The following is a 25,549-nucleotide window of genomic DNA, read 5'->3' on the forward strand; positions in this document are numbered from 1 at the left end:
GTCCTCTACGCTCGGGCCGCGGTGGCGTGGGTCAGGCTACGTACGATCGCCTGCTGGCCGAGCGGAATCTTGAACGCGTTGTGTTCGTAGGGCGTGGCGCCCTTGAAAGCGATCTCGGCGGCCTTCTTGAAGCTTTGCTCGGTGGCGGGCTCGCCGATCAGGGCCTGCTCGGCCTCGCGGGCACGCCAGGGTTTGGTGCCGACCCCGCCCAGCGCGATTCGGGCATCCCGAATGGTGTTGCCTTCGGTGGCCACGATCACGCCGCTGGACGCCAGCGCAAACTGGTAGGACGCCCGATCGCGCAGCTTGAGATAGGTGGAACGACTACCCTCGATAGGCGCATCGAGCACGACGTGGGTGATCAATTCGTCGACGTCCAGCGCATGCTCTTTCTCCGGCGAATCGCCGGGCAGCAGATGAAAGTCGAGGAAATCGATTTCGCGTTCGCCGTTTGGCCCCGTCACGAGCACTTTTGCGCCGATGGCCGCCATGGCCACGCACATATCGGACGGATGCGTCGCAATACACTGTTCGCTGGTTCCCAGCACGGCATGCACGCTGCGGTTATGGCCGCCGATCGCGGCACAGCCGGACCCTGGCTCGCGCTTGTTGCAGGCCGATACGCCGTCACGGAAATAGGGGCAGCGCACGCGCTGCATCACGTTGCCGCCGGTCGTTGCCTTGTTGCGCAGCGAGGTCGAAGCCCCCGACAACAGCGCTTCGGAGAGCACCGCGTATTTTTCGACCACCGTCGGGTGATAGGCGAGATCGGTATTGCTGACCATCGCACCGATCTTGAGCCGGCCGTCGTCGAGTGCTTCGACGTCGTAAAGCGGCAGACCGTTCACGTCCACCACGCGCTCGGGCTGCATGATGTCGATCTTGACCAGGTCGAGCAGGGTGGTGCCGCCGGCCACGAAGGACGAGGCCTGGCCGGCATGGGCGGTCACGGCCGCATTCACGCTATCGGCTTTCTGATATTCGAAATTTCGCATGGCCGCCTCCTAGACCTTGCCGCGGGTGGATTGAACCGCCGCGAGGATGTTCTTGTAGGCGCCGCAGCGACAGATGTTGCCGCTCATGGCTTCGCGCACGGCGTCGTCGCTGTCGCCGATATGCGAACTGTTCAGCACGTAGGTCGCGGTCATCATCTGGCCTGCGGTGCAGTAGCCGCACTGATAGGCGTCTTCATCCAGAAACGCCTGCTGGATCGGATGCAGCTCGCCGTTTTCGGACAGGCCTTCGACGGTAGTGATCTCGTCGCCGTCGTGCATCACCGCGAGGCTCAGACAGGAGTTGATGACCGTGCCGTTGACGTGCACGTTGCAGGCGCCGCACTGGCCGTGGTCACAGCCTTTCTTGGTGCCGGTCAACTGCAGCTCGTCGCGAATCGCGTCCAGCAGGATCACGTTCGGGGCGACATCGATCTGCTTCATCTGCCCGTTGATCTTGAACTTGACCCGGGTCTTGCCGGCGGCCGGCGCATCGCCGGTCGCGGCCGGGGCTTGGCCATCATCGGCGAAGGCCTGGCCGATACCGGCGCCCGAGGTTGCGGCAGCGATGCTGGACATGCCGACGGTCTTCATGAAACGACGACGGGAGGCCGAATGCTTGGGTTGACCCGGGCGTGTTGCCTCGCCAGCGTCACTGGCGGTGCCGCGGGGTTCGCGGTTGCTCATGGATTTCTCCAGTTTTGGGGCAACGCTCGGCGCGTCGCTCGGTGGAATATTCTTTTCTTGTTTATTTGTTTAATTACGGTGTTTGGATGCATCGGTAATACCGATACTTCTACACCATAAACGATGAACGGATCGAGACAGTTTGGTTTTCGCTATCAGTCCGATTGAAGGTCTTTTGCGCATGGCGTAACGCAGTGGGCGTATCGACATCCTGTACGCAGCCGGGCGGTGCTTCGATCAAGCGACAGCGCTCTGTGGGTACCTGTTCAAGCACCGCCTTGGCGCCCTGATCACCCTCGAGAGTGGCCAGCTCTGCAAACAAACGGCGTGCCACGATCACAGGATGCCCCGGCCGGCCACGACACACCGGCCGAACATAATCCAGCCCAGGCCGCCACAGCCGGCAGAGTCTTGCCACGGTACGGCGCTCGAGATTCGGCATGTCGGCCAGCAAGATCAGCGCCGCCTGGCACCGGCTGGGCAGCGCTTGCAGACCGTAATGCAGGCTCTGTGCCATACCGCTGCGATAGTCGGCGTTGTTAACGAACCGATACCTTCGGCGCCCGTCGGGGCGTCGCCGAATCGTGTCGCGCACGCGCCGTGACGCCCGGCCGGTGACAATCACGACGGGCCGAAGTGGCTGATCGTCCAATGCCGCCAGGCTTCGCGTGATAACGCGCTGTCCGCTGAACCCGGCGAGGAGCTTGGAACTATAGCCGTAGCGCGTGGATGCGCCAGCGGCCAGTACGATGGCTCCAATCAAGCCGTGGCCGCGTTCACGCGCGGTCGCAGCGCGACCAGTTCGGCCAATACCGACAGGGCGATTTCGCGCGGCTCGCGGGCATTGATTGCCAGGCCGGCCGGCGTATGCAGCCGGTCCAGATCCGAATCGGAAAAGCCGGCCGCGCGCAGGCGTGCGCTGCGATCCGATGCCTTGCTTCGACTGCCGAGGGCGCCGACCGCGAACGCTGGCGAAGACAGCCCTTTCGCCAGGGCAGCATGGTCGTCGTCGATATCGTGCGTGAGGGTATACAGCGCCGTGAAAGGATCCAGTTCAAGCGCCGCCAGCGCGCGCGCCAGCGGGCGGGTGTCGTAATGCGCCAATGCCGTGCCCGGCGGCGGCGAAGGCGGCCCGTACGGCCGAAGCAGGACCACCTCATAACCGAAACTCGGTGCCAGCTGAGCCAGTGCGAGGGTTACGGGGTCGCCACCAGCGATGACGAGCCGCGCCGGCGGCAGATAACGCTGGCGAAATACGCGATCACTGCCTGCGGGCTGCGCCGACCCGTAGCGGTGCGTGCCGGTATCTAGGTCGATCGCCACATTCAGTGGCTGTCGCTGGTCGCGCGCTTGCTCCCAATGCTGGATAAACGCGCCCGGCTCCTCAAGCGCGCGTACGAATATGCCAATACGACCGCCGCAGGTCAGCTGTACGTCCAGCACCGGGCTACCGGCACCATAGTCAAGCATGACCGGTTCGCCCGTTTTGAGCACATCGAGCGCCTGCGCCGCGACGGCGCCTTCCACGCAGCCGCCGGATACATAGCCGGCCACTTCGCCGCGATCATTGATTGCCATCTCGCTGCCGAGCGGACGGGGCGATGAGCCGGTAACGGCCACCAGCGTCGCGAGCACGACACGATGCCCGTCGGCATGCCAGCCCGCGACCACCGGGTAGAGATCGTCGATCAGGCCGTAGACGGGCCAGGCCGGCCATTGCGCCCGTGGCGTCGCAGCTGGCCGTGTATCACGCCGACGATCAGTAAAGGAGATAAGAGTGTCTGTCATGTGCTCCGACATTAGCCGCTTGCGCCAACGCGTGTCACCAGGGCGACGAGCGGGCCGTGTTATGGGGTATCGCTTGAACCACGCCTGGACCGCGATTAACCAATATGATCGCACACAATACAATGCCGCGCCCGCAGCGCGTGTCGACGGCTGGCAGCGCCCGGGCACTGTCAGCCGCGCCGCTACTGTGGCCGGGGCTATGCTAGCATTCCGCCCATGAGCGCTCGCCATCCGACCCTGCAACGGCTCGTCGCCGTATTGTTGATCGCCTTCGTGGCGGTCAGCACACAGGCTTGGGCGGGGCATATCGATTGGCCGGCGGAGCAGGGCAGCGCCCACGCCCATATCGAGACCACAGCGCTCGACGCAACCGGCGACGGCACCGGGCAGCACGGATCACGCCAGCCACAGCGATCATTGCTGTCACGCCAGTGCTCACCTGGTGGGTTTGCGGTCGTATCTGGCGGCCGTGCAGTTCGCGGGGGCGGCGCTGTCGCATACCGGCCGCGGCAAGCCGTATGTCAGCCTGACGCATGCCCCACTGATCGATCCACCCATCGCCTGAATCGTTGGCCTCGCGCGCTGCCTGTCAGCGCGTATCGATTCCTTGCGATGAGGTTCGCTCATGTCTTTCTGTCGTTCTACGGCAGGCGCCACCGTGTTCGGTGCATGCCTGCTGCTGTTGGCCGTGCGCGCGGGCGCGGTCGTTCAAATCCCCCAGCCGTTAACGCTGGACGCCGCGCTTGCCTGGGCTGATGAGTACAACCCCGCGGTTCGTGCGGCGGCCATTCGTATCCGCCGACTGGGCGGCGAAGCGGTGCACGCCGATGTGGCCGTCCCGTCCAATCCGCGCGTCGAACTCGAAGCCGGTCGACGCGACCAGCCGGGCGGCGCGGATACCGATATCGGTATCCGCATCAGCCAGACGTTCTGGATTGCGGGCCAGGCGGGGCTGCGATCCGCGGCCGCCGACCAGTCCCTGGCCGCCGCTCAGGCCGACCATGCCTACCTGACTGCGACCGTTGCGGCGCGCACGCGCGCGGCATTCCTTTCGGTGCTGGTGGCCGAGCAGGCGGTGACTACCGCCGAGCGCGTGGTCGATACCAATCGCCAGCTTGACGACTATGCACGTCGTCGGCTCGACGCGGGCGCCGGTACGCGGATCGAAACCAATGCGGCGCGACTCGGCCTGCAGCGTGCGCGGGCGTTCGCAGCGGCCGCGCACGATGCGGCCACACAGGCACGATTGCGCCTCAAGAATCTGCTGGCGATCGATCCGGCACGGCATCTGTCGATCGAAGGCCAGCTCGCGTTTCGCCGGCTTGAATTACCGGACCAGGCACGGTTGCTCGACCGGGCGGTACAACAGCGCGGCGATCTGCAGGCAGCGGCCGCCCGGATCGTAGCCGCACGCAAGCAACTCGCGCTGGCCGAACGCCAGATCATACCCAATCTCACGGTATTCGGTTTCTATCGCGAAGAAGCCGGTGGGCGCAGCGCCGGCGGGGCCGATATCACCGGCGGCGGCATTGGTTTCGAGTTGCCCCTGCTGCACCGCTATGAAGGCGAACGCCAGATCGCCGACGCGGATCTGGCCGAGGCTCAACTCGATGCCGCCAACCTGCAACGCGAGGTTCGTCTCCAGGTGCTGTCGGGCCTGAGCGCCTATCGGGCCGCACGCGAGCGCGCCGATGTGCTCAGCGATGCGGTGCTTGACGCGGCGCAGAGCACGCTCGAACTCACCCGGCGTTCGTTTGCGGCCGGCAAGGTCGGGGCCCCGGCGATCACCTCGGCGCAGAACAATCTCATCGATATACGTCGTGATTATCTCGACGCGCTCGCTTCGCTGGTGAGGGCCGGTACCGATCTCGAACGGGCCACCGGTGGCTTGATCGTCATGGCAAACGGGCAGGGCGAATAATGAACAACCGACTATTCAGACAGATAGCGATCGCGGGTTCGGTGGTGCTGCTCTTGAGTCAGGCTGCCTGCAACGGTGCACCGGCTGATAACGATGGCCGCACACAAGGCGGCGAACAGGTGCACGCCTCCGGTCCCCACGCAGAGCACGACGCGCATGAGGGCGGCGACCACGACCGACCGGATGATACGCAGCACGACCCCAATCGGGTCGAGTTGAACGCCGAACAGCGTGAGGCGCTGGACATCCGGGTCGCGCCTGCCGGGGGCACTGATCCGGGCGCAGCCATACAAGCACCGGCCACGGTGGAATTCGACGCCGACCGGGTGGCACGCGTCGGCCCGCGCTTGCAAGCGAAGGTGGTCGCGGTGGCCGTCGATCTGGGCGCACGGGTGGAAGCCGGCGATACTCTGGCCGTGCTCGATAGCGTCGCGCTCGGCAAGGAGAAAGCCGCCTATCTCACCGCAACGGCCCGCTATCGCACACGCCAGGCCGCGTATGCACGCGATCGCAAACTGGCGGCCGATCAGATTGTAAGTGAGTCCGATCTGGCCGAAACCCGTGCCGCCTACGAACAGGCCCGGGCCGAGCGACGCGCAGAACGTGCAGAGCTTCACCTGTATGGGCTGGACAAGGCGGCGATCGATGCCATCGACGACAGCGCCGACGTCCCGCTGTCACGTATGAAACTGATTGCGCCGCGCGCCGGTGTGGTCGCACGACGCGATCTGGTGGCGGGGCAAACGCTGAATGCAAACGAAACGCCCATTCATATCGTCGACAACACCCGCATGTGGCTGATGATCGATGCCGCCGAACAGGCGTTGTCGTACCTGGAAGAGGGTCAGAGCGTGCGCTTCGATGTGCGTCCGTTTCCGGATGCACGTTTTACCGGGCGGGTCGATTGGATATCGCCTCGGTTGGATGCCCAGACCCGGACCGTGCAGGTACGCGCGATCGTGGACAATCCCGACGGGCTGCTGCGCGCCGGCATGTTTGCGACCGCGACCATCGCCGCTGGGCAGGGCGACGCCCCGGATTCGATCGCGTCGGGCAGCCGCCATACACAAGTGCCGATCGATGCGGTTCAGCAGATCGGGGCTCGCCAGGGCGTGTTCGTTCCCGGCGAGGGCGAGGGCGTATTCGTCTTTACGCCGGTCACCACGGGCCGCGAGAGCAGCGGTCAGGTGGAAATCAGCAGCGGCGTGTCGGTCGGCCAGCCGTTGGTCGTGGCGGGGGCCTTCGATTTGAAGGCCGCGCTGACCGCCGCCGGGCGCAGCGCGACGCATTCACACTAGGGCGAACCGATCATGATCAACGCCATCAGTCGCCTGGCCATGGCGAACCGTCTTTTGGTACTGGTTGCCGCCGCGGCGCTTGCGCTGGGCGGCTACTTTTCCCTGCGCTCACTGCCGGTGGATGCCTTTCCCGACGCCACGCCCACACTGGTCCAGGTCTATACCGCGAGCTCGGGGTTGTCACCGGTCGATATCGAAACGCTGATTTCGTATCCGATCGAAATCAGCATGTATGGGCTGCCCGGGCTGGATCGGGTGCAGTCGACATCGATATTCGGGCTGTCGCGCGTGGACGTCTATTTCGACGACGCCACCGATATCTATTTTGCCCGCCGCCTGGTCAACGAACGCCTCGCCGACGCACGCCGCGAAATGCCGACCGGGCTCGGCGAGCCGCAGCTCGGACCGATCACCACCGGCCTGGGCCGTATCCTGATGTACTCGGTCGAAAACGAACCGGGCGCCCATCATTCGCTCATGGACCGACGGACCGCGCAGGACTGGCTGATCAAGCCGCAACTGCGCACTGTAGAGGGCGTCACCGGCGTGCTGTCGATCGGCGGCTACGAAAAGCAGTATCAGGTCATACTGGATATGGACGCGTTGACGGCGCGTGGGCTTGCGCCCGCCGATGTTCGGGCTGCGCTGGCGCGTAACAACCGCAACGTCGGCGCATCGTTCATCGAACGCGGCGGCGAGGAATACATTGTTCGTGGCTACGGCTGGGTATCGGCCGGTGACGCGGGGCTGGCGGATTTACGCAATACTCGAATCGCCACGCGAAACGGCGCGCCCGTCTACGTACAGGATATCGGCGAGGTGGGCTATGGCCGGGCTATCCGGCGCGGGGCCGAAATTGCCAACGGCGAGGAGTCGGTGGGCGGCTACGTGCTCAAGCTCATCGGTGCGGATACCCAGCGCGTGCTCCACCGAGTGAACGCCAAGCTCGACGAAATCAACGATTCGCTGCCCGAAGGCATGACCACGCGGGTGTACTACTCCCAGGCCGAACTCGTGGACAAGGCAACCGGCACGGTCGTCCAGGCCTTATTGCTTGGCGCGATTCTGGTGCTGGGGTTGCTCTATGTGTTTCTGGGCAATCTGCGCTCGACGCTGATCGTGGTTTCGAGCGTGCCGTTATCCCTGTTGGTGGCCTTCATCGCCATGCGCCTGTCGGGCCTGTCCGCCAATCTGATGAGCCTGGGCGGTCTGGCGATCGGGATCGGCATGATGGTCGATGGCTCCGTGGTCATGATCGAAAACATCGTGCGCCGCCTCGGCGAACACGCAAAGACCGCCGCAAGCGACAAAGGCGAGGGCAATGCCGACCTGGCGCGTATCGTGGGCCTTGCCGCGCGCGAGGTCGGCAGACCCATCGTGTTCGCGGTTGCCATTGTCATTCTGGTGTTCTTGCCGTTGTTCACCCTGCAGGGCGTGGAAGGCAAGTTGTTTTCACCGATGGCCTATACCATCAGCTTTGCCCTAGCGGCCGCCTTGTTGTTATCGCTCACCCTGGTTCCGGTATTGGCGGTACTGGTGCTTCCACGCGCCGACGCGTTGCGCGAACCCCGGCTGATTGCGTGGCTCAAGGCCGGCTACAGACCGCTGCGCGACGCCGCTCTCACGTCGCCGCGTACCGTGTTCGCCATCACCGTTTTGTTGTTCATTGCAAGCCTGAGCGTATTCCCGCGGCTGGGTACGGAGTTTCTCCCCACGCTGCGCGAGGGCACGTTCATGGTTCGATCCACGCTGCCACCCGGGGCGAGCCTCGATTCGGCCATCGCTTACGGAAAACGGGTACAGGCCACGGTCCGGGCGTTCGACGAAGTGACCGGTGCCTATTCGAGAGTGGGCCGCGCCGAGGTCGGCGGCGATCCCGAGCCGGTCAATGTCATTGCCACCACGGTGAATCTGAAGCCGCTGGATACCTGGCAGGGCGGCCATAACTACGAAAGTCTGCAGAATGCCATGGCGGCACGCCTGGCCGAGCGCGTCCCGGGCCTCGCCAACAATTTCTCCCAGCCCATCCAGTTGCGTACCGACGAGCTGCTCTCGGGCGTCCAGGCGGAGCTGGTCGTGAGCATTTTTGGCGATGATCTCGACTCGTTGGCCGACCTTGGCGCCCGTGTTGCCGATATTGCACGGAATACGAAAGGTGCCGTGGATGTCCGGGTACAGCAGCAGGGCGGCAAGCAGCAGGTTGTCATAAGCCCCGATCGCGCATCGCTTGCACGTTTTGGCATCAGCGTGGACGACGTGCTCGAGACGCTCTCGCTGGGCGTCGGCGGCGCCCGGGTTGGCCAGGTCTTCGACGGCGTACGGCGCTTCGATATTTTCATGCGTCTGGAACCGGACCAGCGTTCGCGTATCGACGCGATTCGAAACCTGAGTCTGCGCGCGCCCGACGGCGCGCTAATCCCGTTGTCGCGGGTGGCCGATATCGATATACGGACCGGGCCGAAAAAGATTTCGCGCGCCAACGCCAGTCGCCGACTGTTCGTACAGATGAATGTGCGCGGGCGGGACATGGGCGGGGTGGTCACCGACCTGCGGCAAGGCATCGATCGTGAGATCGATTTGCCGGCCGGGTATTTCGTAGATTTCGGTGGCCAGTTCGAAAATCAGCAACGCGCGATGAAGCGGCTCTATCTGGTCGTTCCGGTCACACTGGCGCTGATCTTTCTGCTGCTTTACAGCGCATTTTCCAGCCTGCGGTATGCTGCACTGATTTTTCTCAATGTTCCGTTCGCAATCATCGGGGGCATCTTCACGCTATGGATTGCCGGCCTGTATTTATCCGTGCCGGCCGCCGTGGGCTTCATCGCCGTGTTCGGCGTCGCAGTTCAGAACGGCGTGGTCATGGTCGCCTATATCAACCAGTTACGAAACGAGGGCCACACCTTGCATGAGGCGGTGCGTACAGGCGCGGAACATCGGCTGCGGCCAGTACTGATGACCGCGCTCACCGCGATCCTCGGTCTGATCCCTTTGTTGCTGGCCGACGGCATTGGCTCGAACGTGCAAAGACCGCTCGCCGCCGTCGTCATCGGTGGCCTGGTGACCTCGACGTTGTTGACGCTGCTCGTACTGCCCAGCGTTTATCGCTGGTTCGCGGAGCCGAATAATGAAGCGACGTGAATGAATTTGAGGCCGCGACGGCGCGCGCACTAGACGATTGCGAAATATCTCAAAAAAAACGTCGCAAACGGTCAAGAACGTCATACAAGGGCCGTAAAATAGGGTGCTTGTATGAATGACGTCGGGCAGAAAGCACGCGCGTGGCCAGCCTCCAGATGGCGCTGCGGGCGAGTTTGCTGCCGACTGACCGAAACGGCTTGGGCCGGTCGTCAATCACATCAATGGAGCATGGCATGCTTTTGAATATCCACCGCCAGACGGTCGCGTCGTGGGTCACCACGCTAGTCGCCGTGTTTTTCATCCTGGGGTTCGTCGCCGGCGTCGCGAGCGGTATGGGCGCCCAGTGGGCCGTGCTGGCTGCGGCCGCCGTCATCCTCGGCACCCAGATGCTGCTGTCGCGTAAGGGCTCACAAATCCGACCGGCGATCGCTGCAGCGCGCTAGGCCGTCGCGAACCTCGCGCAACTGTCAGAAGCGCGTGTCTGTGTGGACACGCGCACGCCTGTTCTGGCGGCTCGTGTCGTAAATCAGTTTGCGACCCATTTGGCCGGTCGCATCGAAAACGAATTCGAAGCGACTATCGCCGACTCTATGAAGTAGGAGCCAGGCGGTGCGAATATATCCGCGAAACACAGGCCGTTGGCCAGCTTAATATTGTATTTAACATAATATACATTATGAACAGTCTTATATGCTTGCGTAGAGAGTACTAGCCCACATCGCGTCCATGCTTAGCCCGCCGGTTATCGATCGCAATAGCCAGCGGGTGCAGCGAATCGGTTCTCCATTAGACGGCTCCGCATCGTGACATTCACACCCACGCTCGCGGCCGGATCACGCACACACCCGAATCGGTTGCTATAGCTAATGCCCGCAGCCGTCACCACTCGAACATTCAACAAGCTAGAACGGCGGCTTGTCGTTGGTAATGACGCCGGTATCCAGGTACTGGCGATACTGGTCACAGTAGAAATCCGCGTATCGCCGCGTCGTATCGGTCGGTGTCTTATCGTAGTTTCGACGCCACACGTCGCATTGCACATAAAGACGACGACCATCGGGCGACGCCTTGCGTTGCTCAAGCATCTGGTCAGAGCGCTGACGCTGTTCGCGCGCTGCCTGTGGGCCGCGCTCCTTGGCCAGCTGTTCGTTGACCGTGAACGATGGCTGTCGCGCTATCGCCTCGGAAAGCATCGAAGTTGTGACCCAAAGCCGCGTGAAATCCGTTGCCAGATTCCCCACGTACACGCCCGCGGCTACGGCCAAGGCCATGGCAAAGTAGTTGATACTCGTCTTCATCCAATCTGTATCGGCCGGCGATGAAGTTATTCGCAGCCGCCTATCCGCTTGATGCGAATCACCGCGCGGTTCCGTGCTCTGCCGCATCCGGCTTGCTTACGCGAAACACCAGGCAGTAAAGCACTGGTACGACACCGAGAGTAAGCAGCGTGCCCACGGCCAGGCCGAACGCCAGCACGCTGGCCATGCCGTAAAACAAGGCGTCGTGAAAGATGATCAACGGCAGCAGACCGAGGATGGTCGTGATGGTGGTCATCATGATCGGACGCAAACGGCGTACGCAGGCAGAGATGACCGCCTCGTAGGCCGTTGTGTTGTCAGCGGCCCGTTCTATTTCAATCTGGTCTAGCAGCACGATACCGTTATTGAGAAGAATCCCTGCGAGCGCATACAGGCCGAGTATTTCCATGAAGCCGAAATTGGCGCGCATGACATACAGCCCGATCACTGCACCGATGAGCAGCAACGGCAACGTTGCGACAATGATCAACGGCCGCCGATAGCCGTTGAACTGAATAACCAGCAGCAAAAGCATCGCCCCCGCACACAGGGGGAAATTCGCGGATAAGGCGGCTTGGCCTTCGGCCGATTCCTCGACGACGCCGTCGATCTCGATATGGTGATGGGCCGCAAGCGAGGCATCGATTTCGTCGAGTCGGGCCTGCAGGCGCGGAAGCATGTCTTCGGCCGACAACTGCGTATTGCGGGCTTCGACGGTAACCGTGCGTGCCATATCCTCGCGCGCGATCACCCCAAACCTAGGTACGAGCTCGAAGTCCGCGATTTGCACCAGCGGCACGCTATGCCCCTGCGACTGGGAAAACACCGACAGTGACTTCACCCGGTCGAGATCGTGCCTTTCAGCGTCGGCCGCGCGCAGCACGACCGGGAAGATATCGTCGCCCTCTCGAAATTCGGTGATCGTGCGCCCGTCGAAATACTGGCTCATGGACCGTGCGACGTCGGCCGACGTCACCCCCGCGCGGCGCGCCCTCGCCTGGTCGATATCCACGCGAATGGCATCGATACGGTTCTCCCAGTCGTGGCGTACGTCGATGGTATGCGCCACCGTTGCCATCAGACTCTCGATCCGACTCGCCTGCGCATAGATATAGTCGGCATCCGGGCCCTTTATCTGAATCTGGAGCTGGCTCGAATCACTGGGCCCCAGAAACATGCGCTTGACGCGCGCCCTTGCCGACGGCACCTCGGCATTGAGCGCGGCGCGAATTTCCTCTTCCGCGCGATCCATATGCGCGTAGTCGTCGATATTGACGACCATGAAGCCCCGAAACGGCGCCGGGTCGACGGGCGTTAGCGAAAGCACGAAACGCGGCCCACCGAAGCCGACATAGGCAGCGAAGTCGCGTACATAAGGAAAACGCTCGGCGTCATCCACAACCGCCATCATCTGCTGGATCGCCGCGTCGGTGGCCGTGCTCGGCGAGCCGGCCGGGCGATCGACATAAACGAGAATCTGCGCACGGTCGGAATCGGGAAAGAATTTCGCCGGCGCACGGTTCAGGCCGACCACCGACACCACCAGCAGTACCAGCATGGCTAGCAGGAACAAGACCGGCCGCTGCATGACGCGACGAAGCCGTTTTTCATACAGGCCGTTCATACGCCGAAACAGGCGTTCCGAGAATCGCGCCGTGCCCGCCGCCGGCCCCGTACCGCGGCCGGGTTCGACACGAATGAAGCGATAACACAGCAGCGGCGTCAGCCCCATGGCCAGAAGCCAGGACATCAGCAACGTAATAAGGATCACGAGCGATATCGAACGCGTGTACTCGCCGGCCACGTGTTCGGCAAGCATGAGAGGCAGGAATACCAGAATGGTGGTCAGCGTCGACGACAGCAGCGGAATCGCCATCTGATCACCGGTCTGTTTGAGCGCATCGTCGCGGCTGGCGCCCTCCTCCAGCCGCCGCTTGAAGTCTTCGGCGATCACGATGCCGTTGTCGACCAGCAGGCCGAGCGCGATCACGAGCGTGGCCAGGCTCATGCGCTGCAGCGAAAGATCGAAAAACCCCATCACCGCAAGGCTTGCGAGCATCACGGCCGGAACGATCGAGCCCACGATCACGCCCGTGCGCAGCCCCAGGAACAGAATGACGACGGCGAGCACGATGGCCAGCGTCTGCAGCACGTTAACGGTGACGCCGTAGACCGTGTTGGCCACCTGCTCGGCCTGGAACGTGGCGATATCCAGCTGGTAACCGGCCGGTAGATCCTGCTGCAGCGTGGCGATCATGCGCTTAACGTCTTCGCCGTAGTCGATCACGCTATTGCCGGACAGCATTGCGATCGAAAACACCAGCGCCGGCCGGCCGTTGTAGTAGGCCTTCTGGTCGGGCGGATCGAGATAGCCGCGTTCGACCGTGGCAATATCCTGAAGCGGCACCACGCTGTCGCTATCGGGCAGCGCGATAAGCGCCTCGCGGATGGACTCGATATCCTCGAACTGGCCGCTCGGCTCGATGGCAAAGCGGCGTCCGCCGGTATCGACCGCACCGCCGGGACGAATGATGTTCTGATCGGCCAGCGTCGCGATCAACTGTTCCGGGTCCAGCCCCATCTTGGCGAGCCGGGCGTTGGTCGTCTCGATATAGATACGTTCCGGCTGCACCCCGAGAATATCGACCCGCTTGGTATGCTTGACCGTATATAAACGGTCGCGAATATGCTGGGCCATGTCGAACATCTGCGACATGCTGAAATCGTCGGAGGTCAGCGCGGCCGTCACCACGGCCACGTCGCCGAAATCGTCGTTGACGTGCGGCTTGGACGCACCCTGCGGCAAGTCGTCGCGCACGGCTTCGATCTTGTGCCGCATTTCGTCCCAGATTTGCTCCAGGTCGAAATATTGGTCCTGAACTTCAACGTGGATGATCGACGTGCCGGGCATGGACGTGCTTCGAATCTGCTCGACCTCCGGCACCTCGCGAATCGCTTCTTCGAGCGTCTTCGTGATCAGCAACTCGACACGCTCGGCGGACAGGCCTTCGAAATGCGTGGTGACCACGGCCTCGCGGATAGTGATCTCCGGATCTTCCCGCGTGGGCAGCGAGAAATAGCTCAAAACGCCGGCCACCGTGGCCACCACGACGAGCATCAGCACCACCGGCCAATAGCGAAGCGCGAGCTGGCTGATGTTCATGGCAGGCGTTATTCGTTGAACTGGCGCGCGCCCACGCCGATACGGGTGACTGCCTGGCCTTCGTGCAAGAACGCCACGCCCTGGCTGGCGACGATCTCACCCACCCGAAGACCGTCAGCCACCAGCGCCTTGTCGCCGCTGATATCGGCCACGGTTACGCCGCGGCGCTCGAGGCGGTCGCTTTCATTCACGACATAAACGAACGTCTGTCGATCCGCGCCCTGTGCGAATGCGGTGACCGGGATTTCGATATTGTCCTGCCCGTCCGACGCATCACCCACATCAGCGACCAGGCGCAATGTCACTTCGGCCGTCATGCCGGCGCGGGCGGATGCAATCGGCTCGGGTATGGCCAGTGTGACCGGATAGGCGTTGCGATCACCGGCGTCCGTGCCCACTTCAGTGATTTTCGCCATCATCGCGCTCTGCGGTGTCACCGCGAGAGTCACGATATGCATTGCATCGCGGTCGAGGCGGTTGATCAATGTCTCAGGTGCCGACACCACGACTTCCATGCCATCGTCGCGGCTCTGGATCTCGAGCGCGGTTTCTCCCGCCGGCACGCGCTGGGCGGGTTCGATGTGCCGCCGGGCGACGGTGCCATCATAAGGCGCGATCAGACGGGTATCCGACAGATCCTTCGCTGCGATATCGACGCGCGCCTGTGCCGTGTCCACCCGACTGCGGTCGCTCGCAAGCGTGGCGGCATCAGTGTCGTACTGGGCCTGCGAAATCGCGTTGGATTCACGCAATGCACGCGCTCTTTCAAAACGCGTTCGGGAAAGTTCGCTCGCCGCGCGCGCTTCTGCCAGCTCGGCCTTGCGCTGAGCCAGTGTGAGCGAATAACTGCGGTCGTTGAGCGCAGCCAATACATCGCCGCGTTCGAATACGCCGCCGGTTTCGACATTCACGCTAGCCACGCGTCCTGGCACCTCGAACGCCATCGGCGCGCGCTGCGGCGTTTGCAGCACGCCGCTAATCGAACGCGTGTGGCCGTTCTCGGCGGTTTGCACGATCGCCCAGGTAATGGGTTTCGGCTCTGGCGGTGCCTGCTCTTGGTCGCTGCCGCACGCCAGCAGCAAGCTCGAGAGCACGAGATACAGCACCAAGGCCCCGGAGCGCGATAGCGATATACCGCGTTCGACGTCGCTAATCATCCGTTCCCCCTGAAAGGCGCTGCGCCGCCGCAGCACAGGCGTGCTCACGCCTGCTCCCCAAGCGTCGGCCCGCTTCGTTTCCAACGCCGACGATTATCATAACTGCCCGACGCGCGGCGCGGCCATAGCCGAGCGCCCGCCCCGAAAGACGTGGCTATGCTGCCGGTGGGCTTAACGCGACTGGCGACCTCGCCAACCTATAGCGCTCGGCCCGCCCAATTCAGTTGCTTGTGTCTTTTTCGGCGCGTTCTTGCCCCGCAGAGGTCTCGTGCTCGTTCTTACCCGGGCTGGACGCCTCGGTCTGCGGCTCGGACGATGCTTCATCGGTCGCAGGCGGCGACTGGTTGGCGACCACCGAACAGTTCTTGTGCGCGCTGTCATCGATACGGACCTCGATGCCCTGCGCGTTTCGTACGAGCTGATTGCCGTGCTCACCCTGGAACGTATCGCTACGCTCTGTCGCCGGCATGCCCAATCGTCGGTTGCCCAGACGCACCACTACGCGCTCCGGGCGTATCGCCGCCGCGAAGTGAAAACCATCGTCGCAACGAAACTGCTCGAAGCTGAGATCGGCATCGCTTGCGTTCGGCACCAGTTCAAGTCGAACCTCCGATTCCCCTTGCGACGGACTGATTTTTCTTACCTTTTCTGAATGCCAAAGGATCGCGCCATCGGCCGAAAGAATCTCGCCACGCAGGCGGTAGTCGCCGTCGGGATCAATGAGATCACGCTCGATATCGACCGTGAATTTGATCGACTTACTTTCCAAATCGTGCAGGGTACGCTCGGCGACAATCCGCTTCTCGCCCCCGCCCGGCCGTTGCTCGAATATGCTGATACGCGCGGTGGCTTTTTCGGGCAACGCATCCGCGCCGCCGAGGTCAAGCACGCCGGTGACCGTAACCGTGTTTGTCGCGCCCTGTCCGCAACCCGATACCAGGACCACGGCCGTTACGCACAACGCCGCCAAAAACACATTCCGAAAAAAACCTTTAACCGACATTCGATATACGCTCTAATCTATTGATAATGCGAGTATTTGGCTGAGTTGGCATAGCGGACGTTCACTCTCCTGATGCCAGGTATCAAATACCCGTTGAATTTGCATGAGCGCGGCGCGGCTGCTCGTACGTCCGCGATAGACGCCCCATTCATCCAGTGCCCGCACAACCCAGTTGGTGAGAAGGAACGTGTCCTTGCCGCACATGCGAAGAAATGCCGGCGCCGAATTGCCGCCCAGCTGGGTGAAGCGTGTGCGCAGCTCCAGCCACAACTCCACGGTTTCGTCCTCTGCCCAATCCGCCAGCCAAACGCCGAAACTGCCGAATTCGGCAATAATCGCCTGCATCGCGATCGCGTTATCGCGAACCGCGAAGATTTTCTTGCGGTGACGAATCAGTGCTTCATCTCGGGCCAGACGTTGCAGGTCGGTATCGTCAAAAGCGGCGACCGTATCGACGTTGAAATCTGCGAACGCAATCTCGAACGCCGGCCAGCGCGCATCGACGAGGCGGTGTGTCAGCCCGGCCCTGAATATCCGGCGATTCATGACCGACAAATAACGATCGTCGCCGATCATGGCGAGCGACTCCGGTGGTTCAGGCCGGATCAGGCGGGACTCGAGCGCGTCGACGCCTCCCACGCGCTCACGCGCTCGCTTCTCTACAACCGAAAATTCGGTCATGCGCTACGTTCTCTTCGATAACAAACCGAAGTTTACCGTAGATAGGCAGTGGATACGCCGACTTAGCGCGTTTACGGGGATGGCCGGGTATATTATTGCGCGCAACACATCGATCGAGCGTCGGTGCGAACGCCCCGACTATCGACCTGCATGAAATTATGAACAAGGGGCCGAAACCGCTTTAATTAACCCGCCATAAATCGATGATTTGCTGGTTAATAATGCGCTTGTTCGAGAGCATTCGCGCAGCGGCCAGCGGCTGTGACGCCATCGAGAGAGACGACGGACAGATGCCGGCGTTTCTCCCGATGGCGTTGGTAACCGACAGCTGACTCAGTCAGCCGTTTTACACTGGATTAATAGTTCACGTGAATTCTAACTTCGGTGATAGGCCGGTTGTTGCCCGTAAACCGGCGTATCGATGCCTTCCATTCGCGCCTTGAGCTGCAGCGCAAGAAAGTGCGAATAAAACCTTGATTGGGCGAGGTTCCCCCCATGGAACCAGAGCGCTTCTTGCTGTGTGGGCTTCCACATATTGCGCTGTTCGCCCTCCCACGGGCCCGGATCCTTGGGCGTGTCGGAGCCCAGGCCCCAGACCTTGCCGACTTTGTCGGCCACCTCTTGAGAAATCAGGTCCGCCGCCCAACCGTTCATCGATCCGTAGCCGGTCGCATAGATCACGACGCCGGCCGGGATTTCTCGTCCATCTTCGAGCTGGACGCTGTTTTCGGTCAGGCGGGCCACTTCGGCACCGCTTTCGAGTTTGATACGGCCGTCGATAATCATCTGCGAGGCGCCGACGTCGATGTAATAGCCCGATGCCCGGCGCAGATACTTCATGAACAGGCCCGAGTCATCGGCGCCGAAATCGAGCATGAAACCGGCCTTTTCGAGCTGGTTGTAGAAGTCGGCGTCGACCCGACGTATCTCGTCGAACAGCGGCTTCTGGAAATCGGCCAGAATCGCGTAGGGGATGGAGGCGAACAACATATCCGCCTTCTCGGTGGTAATCCCGTTGGCGAGCGCCTCCTCCGAATAGAGCGGCCCCAGCGCATACTTCATCAATGATTCGGAGCGCGAGATATGCGTGGACGAACGCTGAATCATGGTGACATCGCCGCCGTTTTCCGCCAGCGCGGCACAGATATCGTGGGCCGAATTGTTGGAGCCGATCACGGCCACCTTTTTATCCGTCATCCCGTCCGGCCCCGGGTGTTCCGAGGAATGCTGCTGAACGCCGGTAAAGACATCCTGGCCTTCGATGTCCGGTACGTTCGCCTTGGCAGACATTCCGGTGGCCAGCACCAGCTGGCGGGGCTTGAGGGGAATGGTTTGCCCGTCGCGTTCGACCTCGACCGTCCAGGTACCGGAGGCTTCGTCGTAGCTCGCCCGGCGTGCTTCGGTGGAGCCCCAGTAGTTGAGTTCCATGACACGCGCGTACATCTCAAGCCAGTCACCGATCTTGTCCTTCGGCGCGAAAACCGGCCAGTTGCGCGGGAATTTGATATAGGGCAGATGGTCGTACCAGACCGGATCGTGCAGGCATAGCGACTTGTAGCGCTTGCGCCATGAGTCGCCGGCACGTTCGTTTTTCTCGATAATCAAGGCCGGCACCCCGAGCTGGCGCAAACGCGCGCCGAGGGCAATACCGCCCTGCCCGCCGCCAATGATCAGCACGTAAGGCTGGGTATCCACTCCGAGCGATGCCAGCTCATGGTCGCGTTCTTCCTTCCAGGTAGGCTTGCCCTGATCGTCGCCGTGTTTCGCGCCCAGCGGTCGGGCTGTGCCGGTGGCCTCTTCATACCCCTTGAGCTCGTCCATCGTGGTGAGCAGCGTCCAGATCAGACCGTCCCGGATGCGCATGAATCCGCTGCCGCGGGCAACCTCGGTTTCGAACTCGAACCACGCTTCGATCACGCCGTCGGTTTCGGTCACCGATTCGCGTGCATTGAGCGCCCAGGCGTGCGGCTGGGCCTGTTCGAGGCATTCGGACAGCATATCGCGGATGCCGTTTTTGCCTTCCGCGGTCTTGATGTTCCACGTGAAAGCGAGCATATCCCGCCAATAGCACTCATCGGCGAACAGTTCGAGGGCCGCCTCGATATCATTTTGTGTCAGCGCTTCGTCGAGACGGTTGAGTACGTTGTTGGCTTCTACGGCCACGGTTGTGTCCAGCATGGACTCTCCTCCTTGCATTTTTCGGGACGGTTAAAGGGCGTTCGATTGGCCCCGTTTTTTTTGGTCTGAACTACGGTGAAAACCGTCGTCGAGGGCAATTGCCGTGGGCACACCGCGGCGTACGGGTCGCCGGGCAAACGCAGGCCGCCGCCCGGCCAGCGCCACGCTGTTTCCCAATGGCATCTCTTCTGTACCTGTTCTTGACCCTCCAACGGCGGTTGTAGCCACTGGAGCAAGAGCCGTGCCGTTCGTTTAACGCCTTGTTTTAGCTTACGTTAGCGCCCGATGTGCGGGCGGTGTAACGCATGCGGTGCAACAGGTATTGCCACAGGTGGGGCGACAGGCGGTCAGCTTCGAGCGCGTCTGAGCCAGCGATGTACGGTAGAGCGGTTGACGCCCAGCTCGCGGGCCAGCGCCGAGACGTTGCCCTGGCACTGTTCAAGCCGGTGCAGCAGCGCGCGGGGATCGCCACCGGCAGGCTGGCGGATTGCCTCAGGCAGATGTTCGCGGCGGATCAGGCCGTTGTCGCATAGTGCGCTTGCCACTTCCAAGGCGTTGCGCAGCTCACGAACATTGCCCGGCCAACGATAGGTGTGAAGCAGTCGCCGCGCCTTCGGGTCGATCTGATAATGCGCGTTATAACGATTCCCAATGTCGACGAGCAGTTCGCCCAGCAACGCATCGAGATCGCTGCGTTCGCGCAGCGCCGGCAGGTGCAACGTCGCGGCATTCAGCCGGTAGTAGAGATCCTCGCGAAAACGCCCTTCGGCCAGCCGGGTTTCCAAGGCCTGATGGGTGGCCGATATCAGCCGTAGTTCGACCGGCCGGGGCTCGACGCCGCCGACCGGTACGACTTCGCTCTCTGCGAGCACGCGCAGCAAGCGTGTTTGAAGCGATAACGGCATATCGCCGATTTCGTCGAGAAACAACGTGCCGCCCTGGGCGGATTCGATAAGCCCGGTTCGGCCCTTGCGGGCCGCGCCGGTGAAGGCATGGGGTACATGCCCAAACAGCTCGGACTCGATGAGGTGTTCGGGAATCGCCGCGCAATTGACGGCCACGAAGCGCCCGCCCTCGTTACAGTCGGCATGAATGGCCCGGGCTAGCACTTCCTTACCCGTGCCGGTTTCGCCCTGAATGAGGATCGGAATACGGCGTTTCGCCAGCTTTGCGGCATGCTGTTGCATGGCCTGTACGCGGGCATCGCCCTGCCGCTGCGTGGCGGTCGAATCGAGCCACGACCGCGGTCTGGCCGGTCTAGCTGAGCTGGCCAAGCGGTCACCGTCGGCGGGCGACATGGCGCTGGCAAACAGCAAGGGTCGGCCGTTGGCATGCAGCAGGCGGTCACCCGTCGGCTGACCGCGCATGAACGCGGGCAAGTCGTCGATACCGATATCGAACAGTGAAGAAATGGGGCGGCCAATCAATGCCCGAGGCGCACCGATCGGCCAGCCGAGCCTGCGCTCCAGGGCGGCGAGCCCACTGCCGGTGACGCCGGATATACGCCCGGCGCCGTCGAGCGACAGGGCTGCGTCGGGCGCGGTGTCGAGGAAATCCGGCGTGCGCGAAAGCCTCAGCACCCACTCGTCGCCGGTTCGCGCCACGAGGTTCGCCATCTCGATACGCCGTGCCGTGGCCTTGGCCAGATGCAGCGCCAGCCGCTGGCTGCTTTTGGGTGCCGGTGAGCGCAGCTGCGACATATCCAGTACCGCCGCCAATTCGCCCTGGGTGTCGAAGATGGGCGCGGCGGTGCAGGTCAGCGGGGTATGGGTCGGGTCGAAGTGGTCATCCTGGTGGATCGTCACCGCTTCGCCGCTGACCAGGCAGGCCCCAACCGCACAGGTGCCCGCCCGGCTTTCCGACCATTCCGCCCCCAGGTAGAGCCCGGCATCGCGCAGTTCGCGATCCAGGCGCGGATGGCCCAGATAATCCACCGCGACGCCCCGGGCATCGGATAGCAGCAGCACGTAGTCATCGGCTGCAACCTGATCGAACAGCGATGCCAGGCCGGCACGGCTGATACGAATCAACGCTTCGGCCTGTTCCTGATGCTCGCGCAGGCGTGCCTGCGGAACGATGTAGGCGTCCCGGGCGTTGGCCGGGTCCAGCCGGTAATCGTTCACGCAGCGCCGCCACGATTGCACCACGGCCGTGTCGCGCCCGCTGAACGTGCCGGCTGTAACGCGTTCGATCTCCTTGACGTGCGATTCTATTGACATCATGCCGCACTCTCCTTTCGAGCCGACACTGGCATAGCGATGCCACGACCACAATCGTTCCTTCGCCGCAGAGCGCAAACATCACGGTGATCCCGGTTACAGACAAACCCCCGATATAATCGCCGTGCGACGGCCTTCGAGGAAGACGATGAATAATAGCGATTACCCAAAACTGTTCGAGCCATTGGACCTGGGCTTTACCCAGCTCAAGAACCGCGTGCTAATGGGATCCATGCATACCGGCATGGAGGATTTCTTCTGGCATTACGACGAATTGGCGGCCTATTTTGCCGAGCGTGCGGCGGGCGGCGTCGGCCTGATCGTCACCGGCGGCATCGCGCCGAACGTGGCCGGCTGGGTCTCGCCGATGGCCGGGCAGATGTCGCATCGCCTGCATGTCTGGCCACACCGCAAGATCACCCGCGCGGTGCATGCCGAGGGCGGCAAGATCTGCATGCAGATCCTGCATGCCGGCCGCTACGGCTATCACCCGTTCATCGTGTCGGCGTCCGATCGCAAGTCGCCGATCACGCCCTACAAGCCGAAAAGACTGACCACCCAGGGGGTCAAGAACACCATTCGCGACTATATCCGTTGTGCCGAGCTCGCGCGCGAGGCCGGCTACGACGGTGTGGAGGTGATGGGCTCGGAAGGCTATCTGATCAACCAGTTCCTCGTGGAGCGCGTCAACGACCGCGACGATGAATATGGCGGCAGCGTCGAGAACCGTCAGCGGATCGCGGTCGAGATCGTCGAGGGCATCCGCAAGGCCCTCGGGCCCGATTTCATACTCATCTATCGCCTGTCGATGCTCGACTTGGTGGAAAACGGCCAGCGCTGGGAAGAAATCGTACGCCTGGCCAAGGCCGTGGAGGCCGCGGGCGCGACGATTATCAATACCGGCATCGGCTGGCACGAGGCCCGTATTCCCACCATCGTGACACGCGTGCCCCGGGCCGCCTTTGCCTGGGTGACGAAAAAGCTCAAGGGCGAAGTCGCCCTGCCCCTGTGCACCACCAACCGTATCAACATGCCGGACGTGGCCGAATCGCTGCTGGCAGACGGCACCGCGGACATGGTGTCGATGGCCCGCCCGTTCCTGGCCGATCCGGAGTTCGTCAACAAGGCGGCCAGCGCCCGCGTTGACGAAATCAATACCTGTATCGCCTGCAACCAGGCCTGTCTCGACCACACTTTTCAATGGAAGCGCGCGAGCTGCCTGGTCAACCCGCGGGCGGGCCATGAAACCAAGCTCAATTTCGGCCCGGCAAAGAAAATCCGCGATATCGCCGTGGTGGGCGCCGGCCCGGCGGGTTTGGAAGCCGCAACGCGGCTGGCCGAACGCGGCCATCGGGTTACGCTGTTCGACGGCGCCAGCGAAATTGGGGGCCAGTTCAACATGGCCAAGCGTATCCCTGGTAAGGAAGAGTTCTACGAAACGCTGCGCTACTACGCGCGCAAACTGGAACTGCTCGGCGTGGATATCCGGCTGAATACGCTCGTAGATGCCGACGATCTGGTCGCGATGGGCTTCGACGAACGCGTGATCGCCACCGGCGTGAACCCGCGTACCCCGGCGATCGAGGGTATCGAGCACCCAAGCGTGGCCTCGTATATCGATATCATCACCGGCCGCGTGGAGGCCGGACGCCGCGTTGCCGTAATCGGCGCGGGCGGTATCGGCTTCGACGTAAGCGAATTTCTCACCCATACACGTCCGTCGCCGGCCGAGGACAAACAGAAATTCTTCGATGAATGGGGGGTAGACCCGACCCTGACCCATGAAGCCGGGCTCATTAAGCCGGACCCGGAACCCTCGCCGCGCGAGGTCTGGCTGCTCCAGCGTACCGACGCCAAACCCGGCAAGGGGCTGGGCAAGACCAGCGGCTGGGCCCATCGCGCCTCGCTCAAGCACAAGGGCGTGCACATGATGGGCGGCGTCACCTACGAGCGTATCGACGATGCCGGGCTGCATATTCGGGTCGACGATCAGCCCCAGGTTCTGGACGTGGATACCGTGGTCATCTGTGCCGGTCAGCAGACGCGGCGCGAACTCGCCGACACGCTCGGCGCGCGCGGCGTCAAGACCCACGTAATCGGCGGCGCACAGCTGGCCGCCGAACTCGACGCCAAACGGGCCATACGTGAAGCCGCGGAGCTCGCGGCGGCGCTTTGAGCCAAGACCTGCCACGCGCGAGTGCGGGGCATCGATAAGACAGCGCGGGCGACGGCGATGCAAGGCCGCCGCCCGCGCACTTTTTAAGCGACCGCAATACGTTCGTCGCCGGCGCAGCAGCCGGCGGTTGAAGCGGCCGCTGATTTGACTGAGCACGGCGCGGCATTTTGCATGCGTACGCAATACCGCCACACTGCGTGCATCATGCAGTCGACACGTCCCGGTTGACCTCGATGGGCGACCTCAACAAGAGCCTGGGCCTGTTCGGCCTGATCGCCATGGGCGCGGCCGGCGTGCTCGGTACGAGCTGGATCTATACCAACGGCGAGTTCTTTGCCGCCTACGGTGCCGGCGGCGAGATATTCGGCCTGATCATAGGCGCGGTGCTGGCTGCCTGTGTTGCCTTTGCCTATGCCGAGTTGGCGTCGCGCTACCCGCGTGCCGGCGGCGAAATCGTGTATACGTTTGTGGCCTTCGGACGGCCCACGGCTTTCGTGGCCGGCTGGCTGCTGATCGGTGCCTATGTCAGCTCGCTGGCGTTCTATGTGGCGGCCGCCGGCGGCCTGCTTGCGAGGGTGTTTCCGGCCATCCACAGCGGCGCGCTCTATACCCTGGCCGGCGAGACGGTCCATGCCCCGGTATTGCTCATTGGCGCGACCCTGGCGATTGCCGTCTATGCGATCAACCGGCACGGACTGAAACTCGGCGGCGGCGTGCAGATCTCGCTGTTCCTCGCCATGCTGTTGATCGGCCTGGGCCTGACCCTCGTGGGGTTCGGCTACGGCGAACTTGATAATTTCTGGCCGGCCTATGCGGCCGATGGCAGGCCCGTGGCCGATACGCTGCGCTTCGTGTTGCCGGCGATGACCTTTCTGACCGGTTTTTCACTGGTGGGTATGCTCGCCGAAGACGCACGCCTGTCACCGCGGCTCATTGGCGTGGCCGTGATGACCACGGTCGTACTGGCCGGCACGTTCTATGTCGTCGTGCTCACCGCCTCGGCATGGGTCATCCCCTGGCAACGCACTGCCGAACTCGAGCAAGGCACGATCGATGCCTACCGTATCGCCGGATTTCCGGCGTTGGCCTGGGGCGCCTACGCCATTGCCCTACTTGGGCTTCTGACCAGCTTCATTGCCCTGTTCGCGGCCAGCTCGCGGGTGATGCTGGCGCTGGCCCGTGCCGGCCTGTTTCCGCGTGTTTTCGCCCGCGTCGACGCACACCGTGGCACGCCCGATGCGGCCCTGCTGTTCACGCTGATTCTAGTGCTCGCCCTGGGCGGGCTGGGCGAGGCCGCGCTGACCTGGTTTCTGGATACCGGCGGCATCTATATCGGCCTGGCCTGGTTGCTGGCCGTGGCCAGCCTCTACCGCATACGGTCCCTGCAGCCGGATGCCGACCCGCCCTATCGCGTACGCTGGCTGCTGCTGCCCGCAATCGGCGCGCTCGCGGCTACCGCGATCATCCTGCTCACGCTCCTGCCGGGAACCGGCATGTCGCTGCTGTGGCCGCACGAATACATCATCCTGTTGGTGTGGCTGATTTTGGGCACGCTGATCTACCGCATTGCACCGCCCGCCATGAGTCGCGATCGGGCCATGGCGGCGTTACTCGGCCCGGCGGCGGCAAACGCCGGCTCGGCTGATGGTTCTACGGCCTGTTAACGCGAGCGCCAATCTGCGCGCTGCGTGCCGGAAGTTCGCCAGGCAGGGCGCGAGGCGCGATATTTGGTGAGCCCAATGAACGACGAGCAGCGCGACATTGCAGCTCGCTCATGCCGCGAAACAACGCCACGCTCGCCGCGCATTGGATTGCGCGAAAATGGTTCGCGGCACGCCGATTTCGTTAAT

The 25,549-nt window shown here is 62.8% G+C and carries 18 protein-coding genes; 7 read left to right on the forward strand and 11 right to left on the reverse strand.

Annotation, left to right across the window (positions count from 1 at the left end):
* Window positions 1-5 precede the first annotated feature (5 nt).
* From ABNU97_RS02955 to ABNU97_RS02970, 4 genes are all read right to left on the reverse strand, one after another.
* Window positions 6-995 carry a xanthine dehydrogenase family protein subunit M gene (locus ABNU97_RS02955; RefSeq protein WP_348765260.1) on the reverse strand — a complete coding sequence of 330 codons (990 nt, stop codon included), beginning with the start codon at window positions 993-995 and terminating at the stop codon, window positions 6-8.
* Window positions 996-1,004: 9 nt separating this feature from the next.
* Complete coding sequence (locus ABNU97_RS02960) at window positions 1,005-1,586, reverse strand: (2Fe-2S)-binding protein (RefSeq protein WP_348765297.1); 582 nt, start codon at window positions 1,584-1,586, stop codon at window positions 1,005-1,007.
* Between the two features lie 202 nt (window positions 1,587-1,788).
* The gene (locus tag ABNU97_RS02965) at window positions 1,789-2,442 is read right to left on the reverse strand and encodes a nucleotidyltransferase family protein (RefSeq protein WP_348765261.1); all 654 of its coding nucleotides are present in this window, start codon (window positions 2,440-2,442) and stop codon (window positions 1,789-1,791) included.
* Window positions 2,439-3,467: an XdhC family protein gene (locus ABNU97_RS02970; protein WP_348765262.1), complete on the reverse strand. Its 1,029-nt coding sequence runs from the start codon at window positions 3,465-3,467 to the stop codon at window positions 2,439-2,441. Before ABNU97_RS02970 ends, ABNU97_RS02965 begins: the two co-directional genes overlap by 4 nt.
* A 442-nt stretch (window positions 3,468-3,909) precedes the next feature.
* On the opposite strand from ABNU97_RS02970, the gene ABNU97_RS02975 reads away from it, so the two are divergent.
* The 5 genes from ABNU97_RS02975 to ABNU97_RS02995 all read left to right on the forward strand — a co-directional run bounded on the left by ABNU97_RS02975 (window position 3,910) and on the right by ABNU97_RS02995 (window position 10,267).
* Window positions 3,910-4,032, forward strand: coding sequence for a hypothetical protein (locus ABNU97_RS02975; protein WP_348765263.1), 123 nt, complete (start codon window positions 3,910-3,912; stop codon window positions 4,030-4,032).
* Between the two features lie 60 nt (window positions 4,033-4,092).
* Window positions 4,093-5,388 (forward strand): TolC family protein, encoded by a 1,296-nt coding sequence (locus tag ABNU97_RS02980; RefSeq protein WP_348765264.1) that lies wholly within the window; start codon window positions 4,093-4,095, stop codon window positions 5,386-5,388.
* A complete protein-coding gene (locus ABNU97_RS02985) occupies window positions 5,388-6,686 on the forward strand; it encodes an efflux RND transporter periplasmic adaptor subunit (RefSeq protein WP_348765265.1) in 1,299 nt (432 codons plus the stop codon). The genes ABNU97_RS02980 and ABNU97_RS02985 overlap by 1 nt, the downstream gene beginning before the upstream one ends.
* 12 nt (window positions 6,687-6,698) lie before the next feature.
* Complete coding sequence (locus ABNU97_RS02990) at window positions 6,699-9,824, forward strand: CusA/CzcA family heavy metal efflux RND transporter (protein ID WP_348765266.1); 3,126 nt, start codon at window positions 6,699-6,701, stop codon at window positions 9,822-9,824.
* A 233-nt stretch (window positions 9,825-10,057) separates the two neighbouring features.
* Entirely contained in the window at window positions 10,058-10,267 is a 210-nt protein-coding gene (locus ABNU97_RS02995; RefSeq protein WP_348765267.1) for a hypothetical protein, read from the forward strand.
* 459 nt (window positions 10,268-10,726) lie between these two features.
* On the opposite strand, the gene ABNU97_RS03000 is transcribed toward ABNU97_RS02995, so the two are convergent.
* From ABNU97_RS03000 to ABNU97_RS03030, 7 genes are all read right to left on the reverse strand, one after another.
* On the reverse strand, window positions 10,727-11,122 hold the full coding sequence (locus tag ABNU97_RS03000) for a hypothetical protein (RefSeq protein ID WP_348765268.1): 396 nt from the start codon (window positions 11,120-11,122) through the stop codon (window positions 10,727-10,729).
* Window positions 11,123-11,180: 58 nt separating this feature from the next.
* Window positions 11,181-14,285 (reverse strand): efflux RND transporter permease subunit, encoded by a 3,105-nt coding sequence (locus ABNU97_RS03005; RefSeq protein WP_348765269.1) that lies wholly within the window; start codon window positions 14,283-14,285, stop codon window positions 11,181-11,183.
* 8 nt (window positions 14,286-14,293) lie between these two features.
* Window positions 14,294-15,490 (reverse strand): efflux RND transporter periplasmic adaptor subunit, encoded by a 1,197-nt coding sequence (locus ABNU97_RS03010; RefSeq protein ID WP_348765270.1) that lies wholly within the window; start codon window positions 15,488-15,490, stop codon window positions 14,294-14,296.
* A gap of 172 nt (window positions 15,491-15,662) precedes the next feature.
* The gene (locus tag ABNU97_RS03015) at window positions 15,663-16,445 is read right to left on the reverse strand and encodes a hypothetical protein (protein ID WP_348765271.1); all 783 of its coding nucleotides are present in this window, start codon (window positions 16,443-16,445) and stop codon (window positions 15,663-15,665) included.
* A gap of 12 nt (window positions 16,446-16,457) precedes the next feature.
* Window positions 16,458-17,126 carry a DNA-3-methyladenine glycosylase I gene (locus ABNU97_RS03020; protein WP_348765272.1) on the reverse strand — a complete coding sequence of 223 codons (669 nt, stop codon included), beginning with the start codon at window positions 17,124-17,126 and terminating at the stop codon, window positions 16,458-16,460.
* Between the two features lie 375 nt (window positions 17,127-17,501).
* The gene (locus ABNU97_RS03025) at window positions 17,502-19,304 is read right to left on the reverse strand and encodes an NAD(P)/FAD-dependent oxidoreductase (RefSeq protein ID WP_348765273.1); all 1,803 of its coding nucleotides are present in this window, start codon (window positions 19,302-19,304) and stop codon (window positions 17,502-17,504) included.
* Between the two features lie 347 nt (window positions 19,305-19,651).
* Window positions 19,652-21,526 (reverse strand): sigma-54-dependent Fis family transcriptional regulator, encoded by a 1,875-nt coding sequence (locus tag ABNU97_RS03030; RefSeq protein ID WP_348765274.1) that lies wholly within the window; start codon window positions 21,524-21,526, stop codon window positions 19,652-19,654.
* Between the two features lie 145 nt (window positions 21,527-21,671).
* On the opposite strand from ABNU97_RS03030, the gene ABNU97_RS03035 reads away from it, so the two are divergent.
* Together ABNU97_RS03035 and ABNU97_RS03040 are read left to right on the forward strand one after the other, a co-directional pair.
* Entirely contained in the window at window positions 21,672-23,699 is a 2,028-nt protein-coding gene (locus ABNU97_RS03035) for an NADPH-dependent 2,4-dienoyl-CoA reductase (RefSeq protein ID WP_348765275.1), read from the forward strand.
* Between the two features lie 233 nt (window positions 23,700-23,932).
* Window positions 23,933-25,363 (forward strand): APC family permease, encoded by a 1,431-nt coding sequence (locus tag ABNU97_RS03040; RefSeq protein WP_348765276.1) that lies wholly within the window; start codon window positions 23,933-23,935, stop codon window positions 25,361-25,363.
* The last annotated feature ends 186 nt before the right edge of the window (window positions 25,364-25,549 follow it).

This window comes from uncultured Salinisphaera sp. (assembly GCF_964012375.1).
Classification (GTDB): Bacteria; Pseudomonadota; Gammaproteobacteria; order Nevskiales; family Salinisphaeraceae; genus Salinisphaera.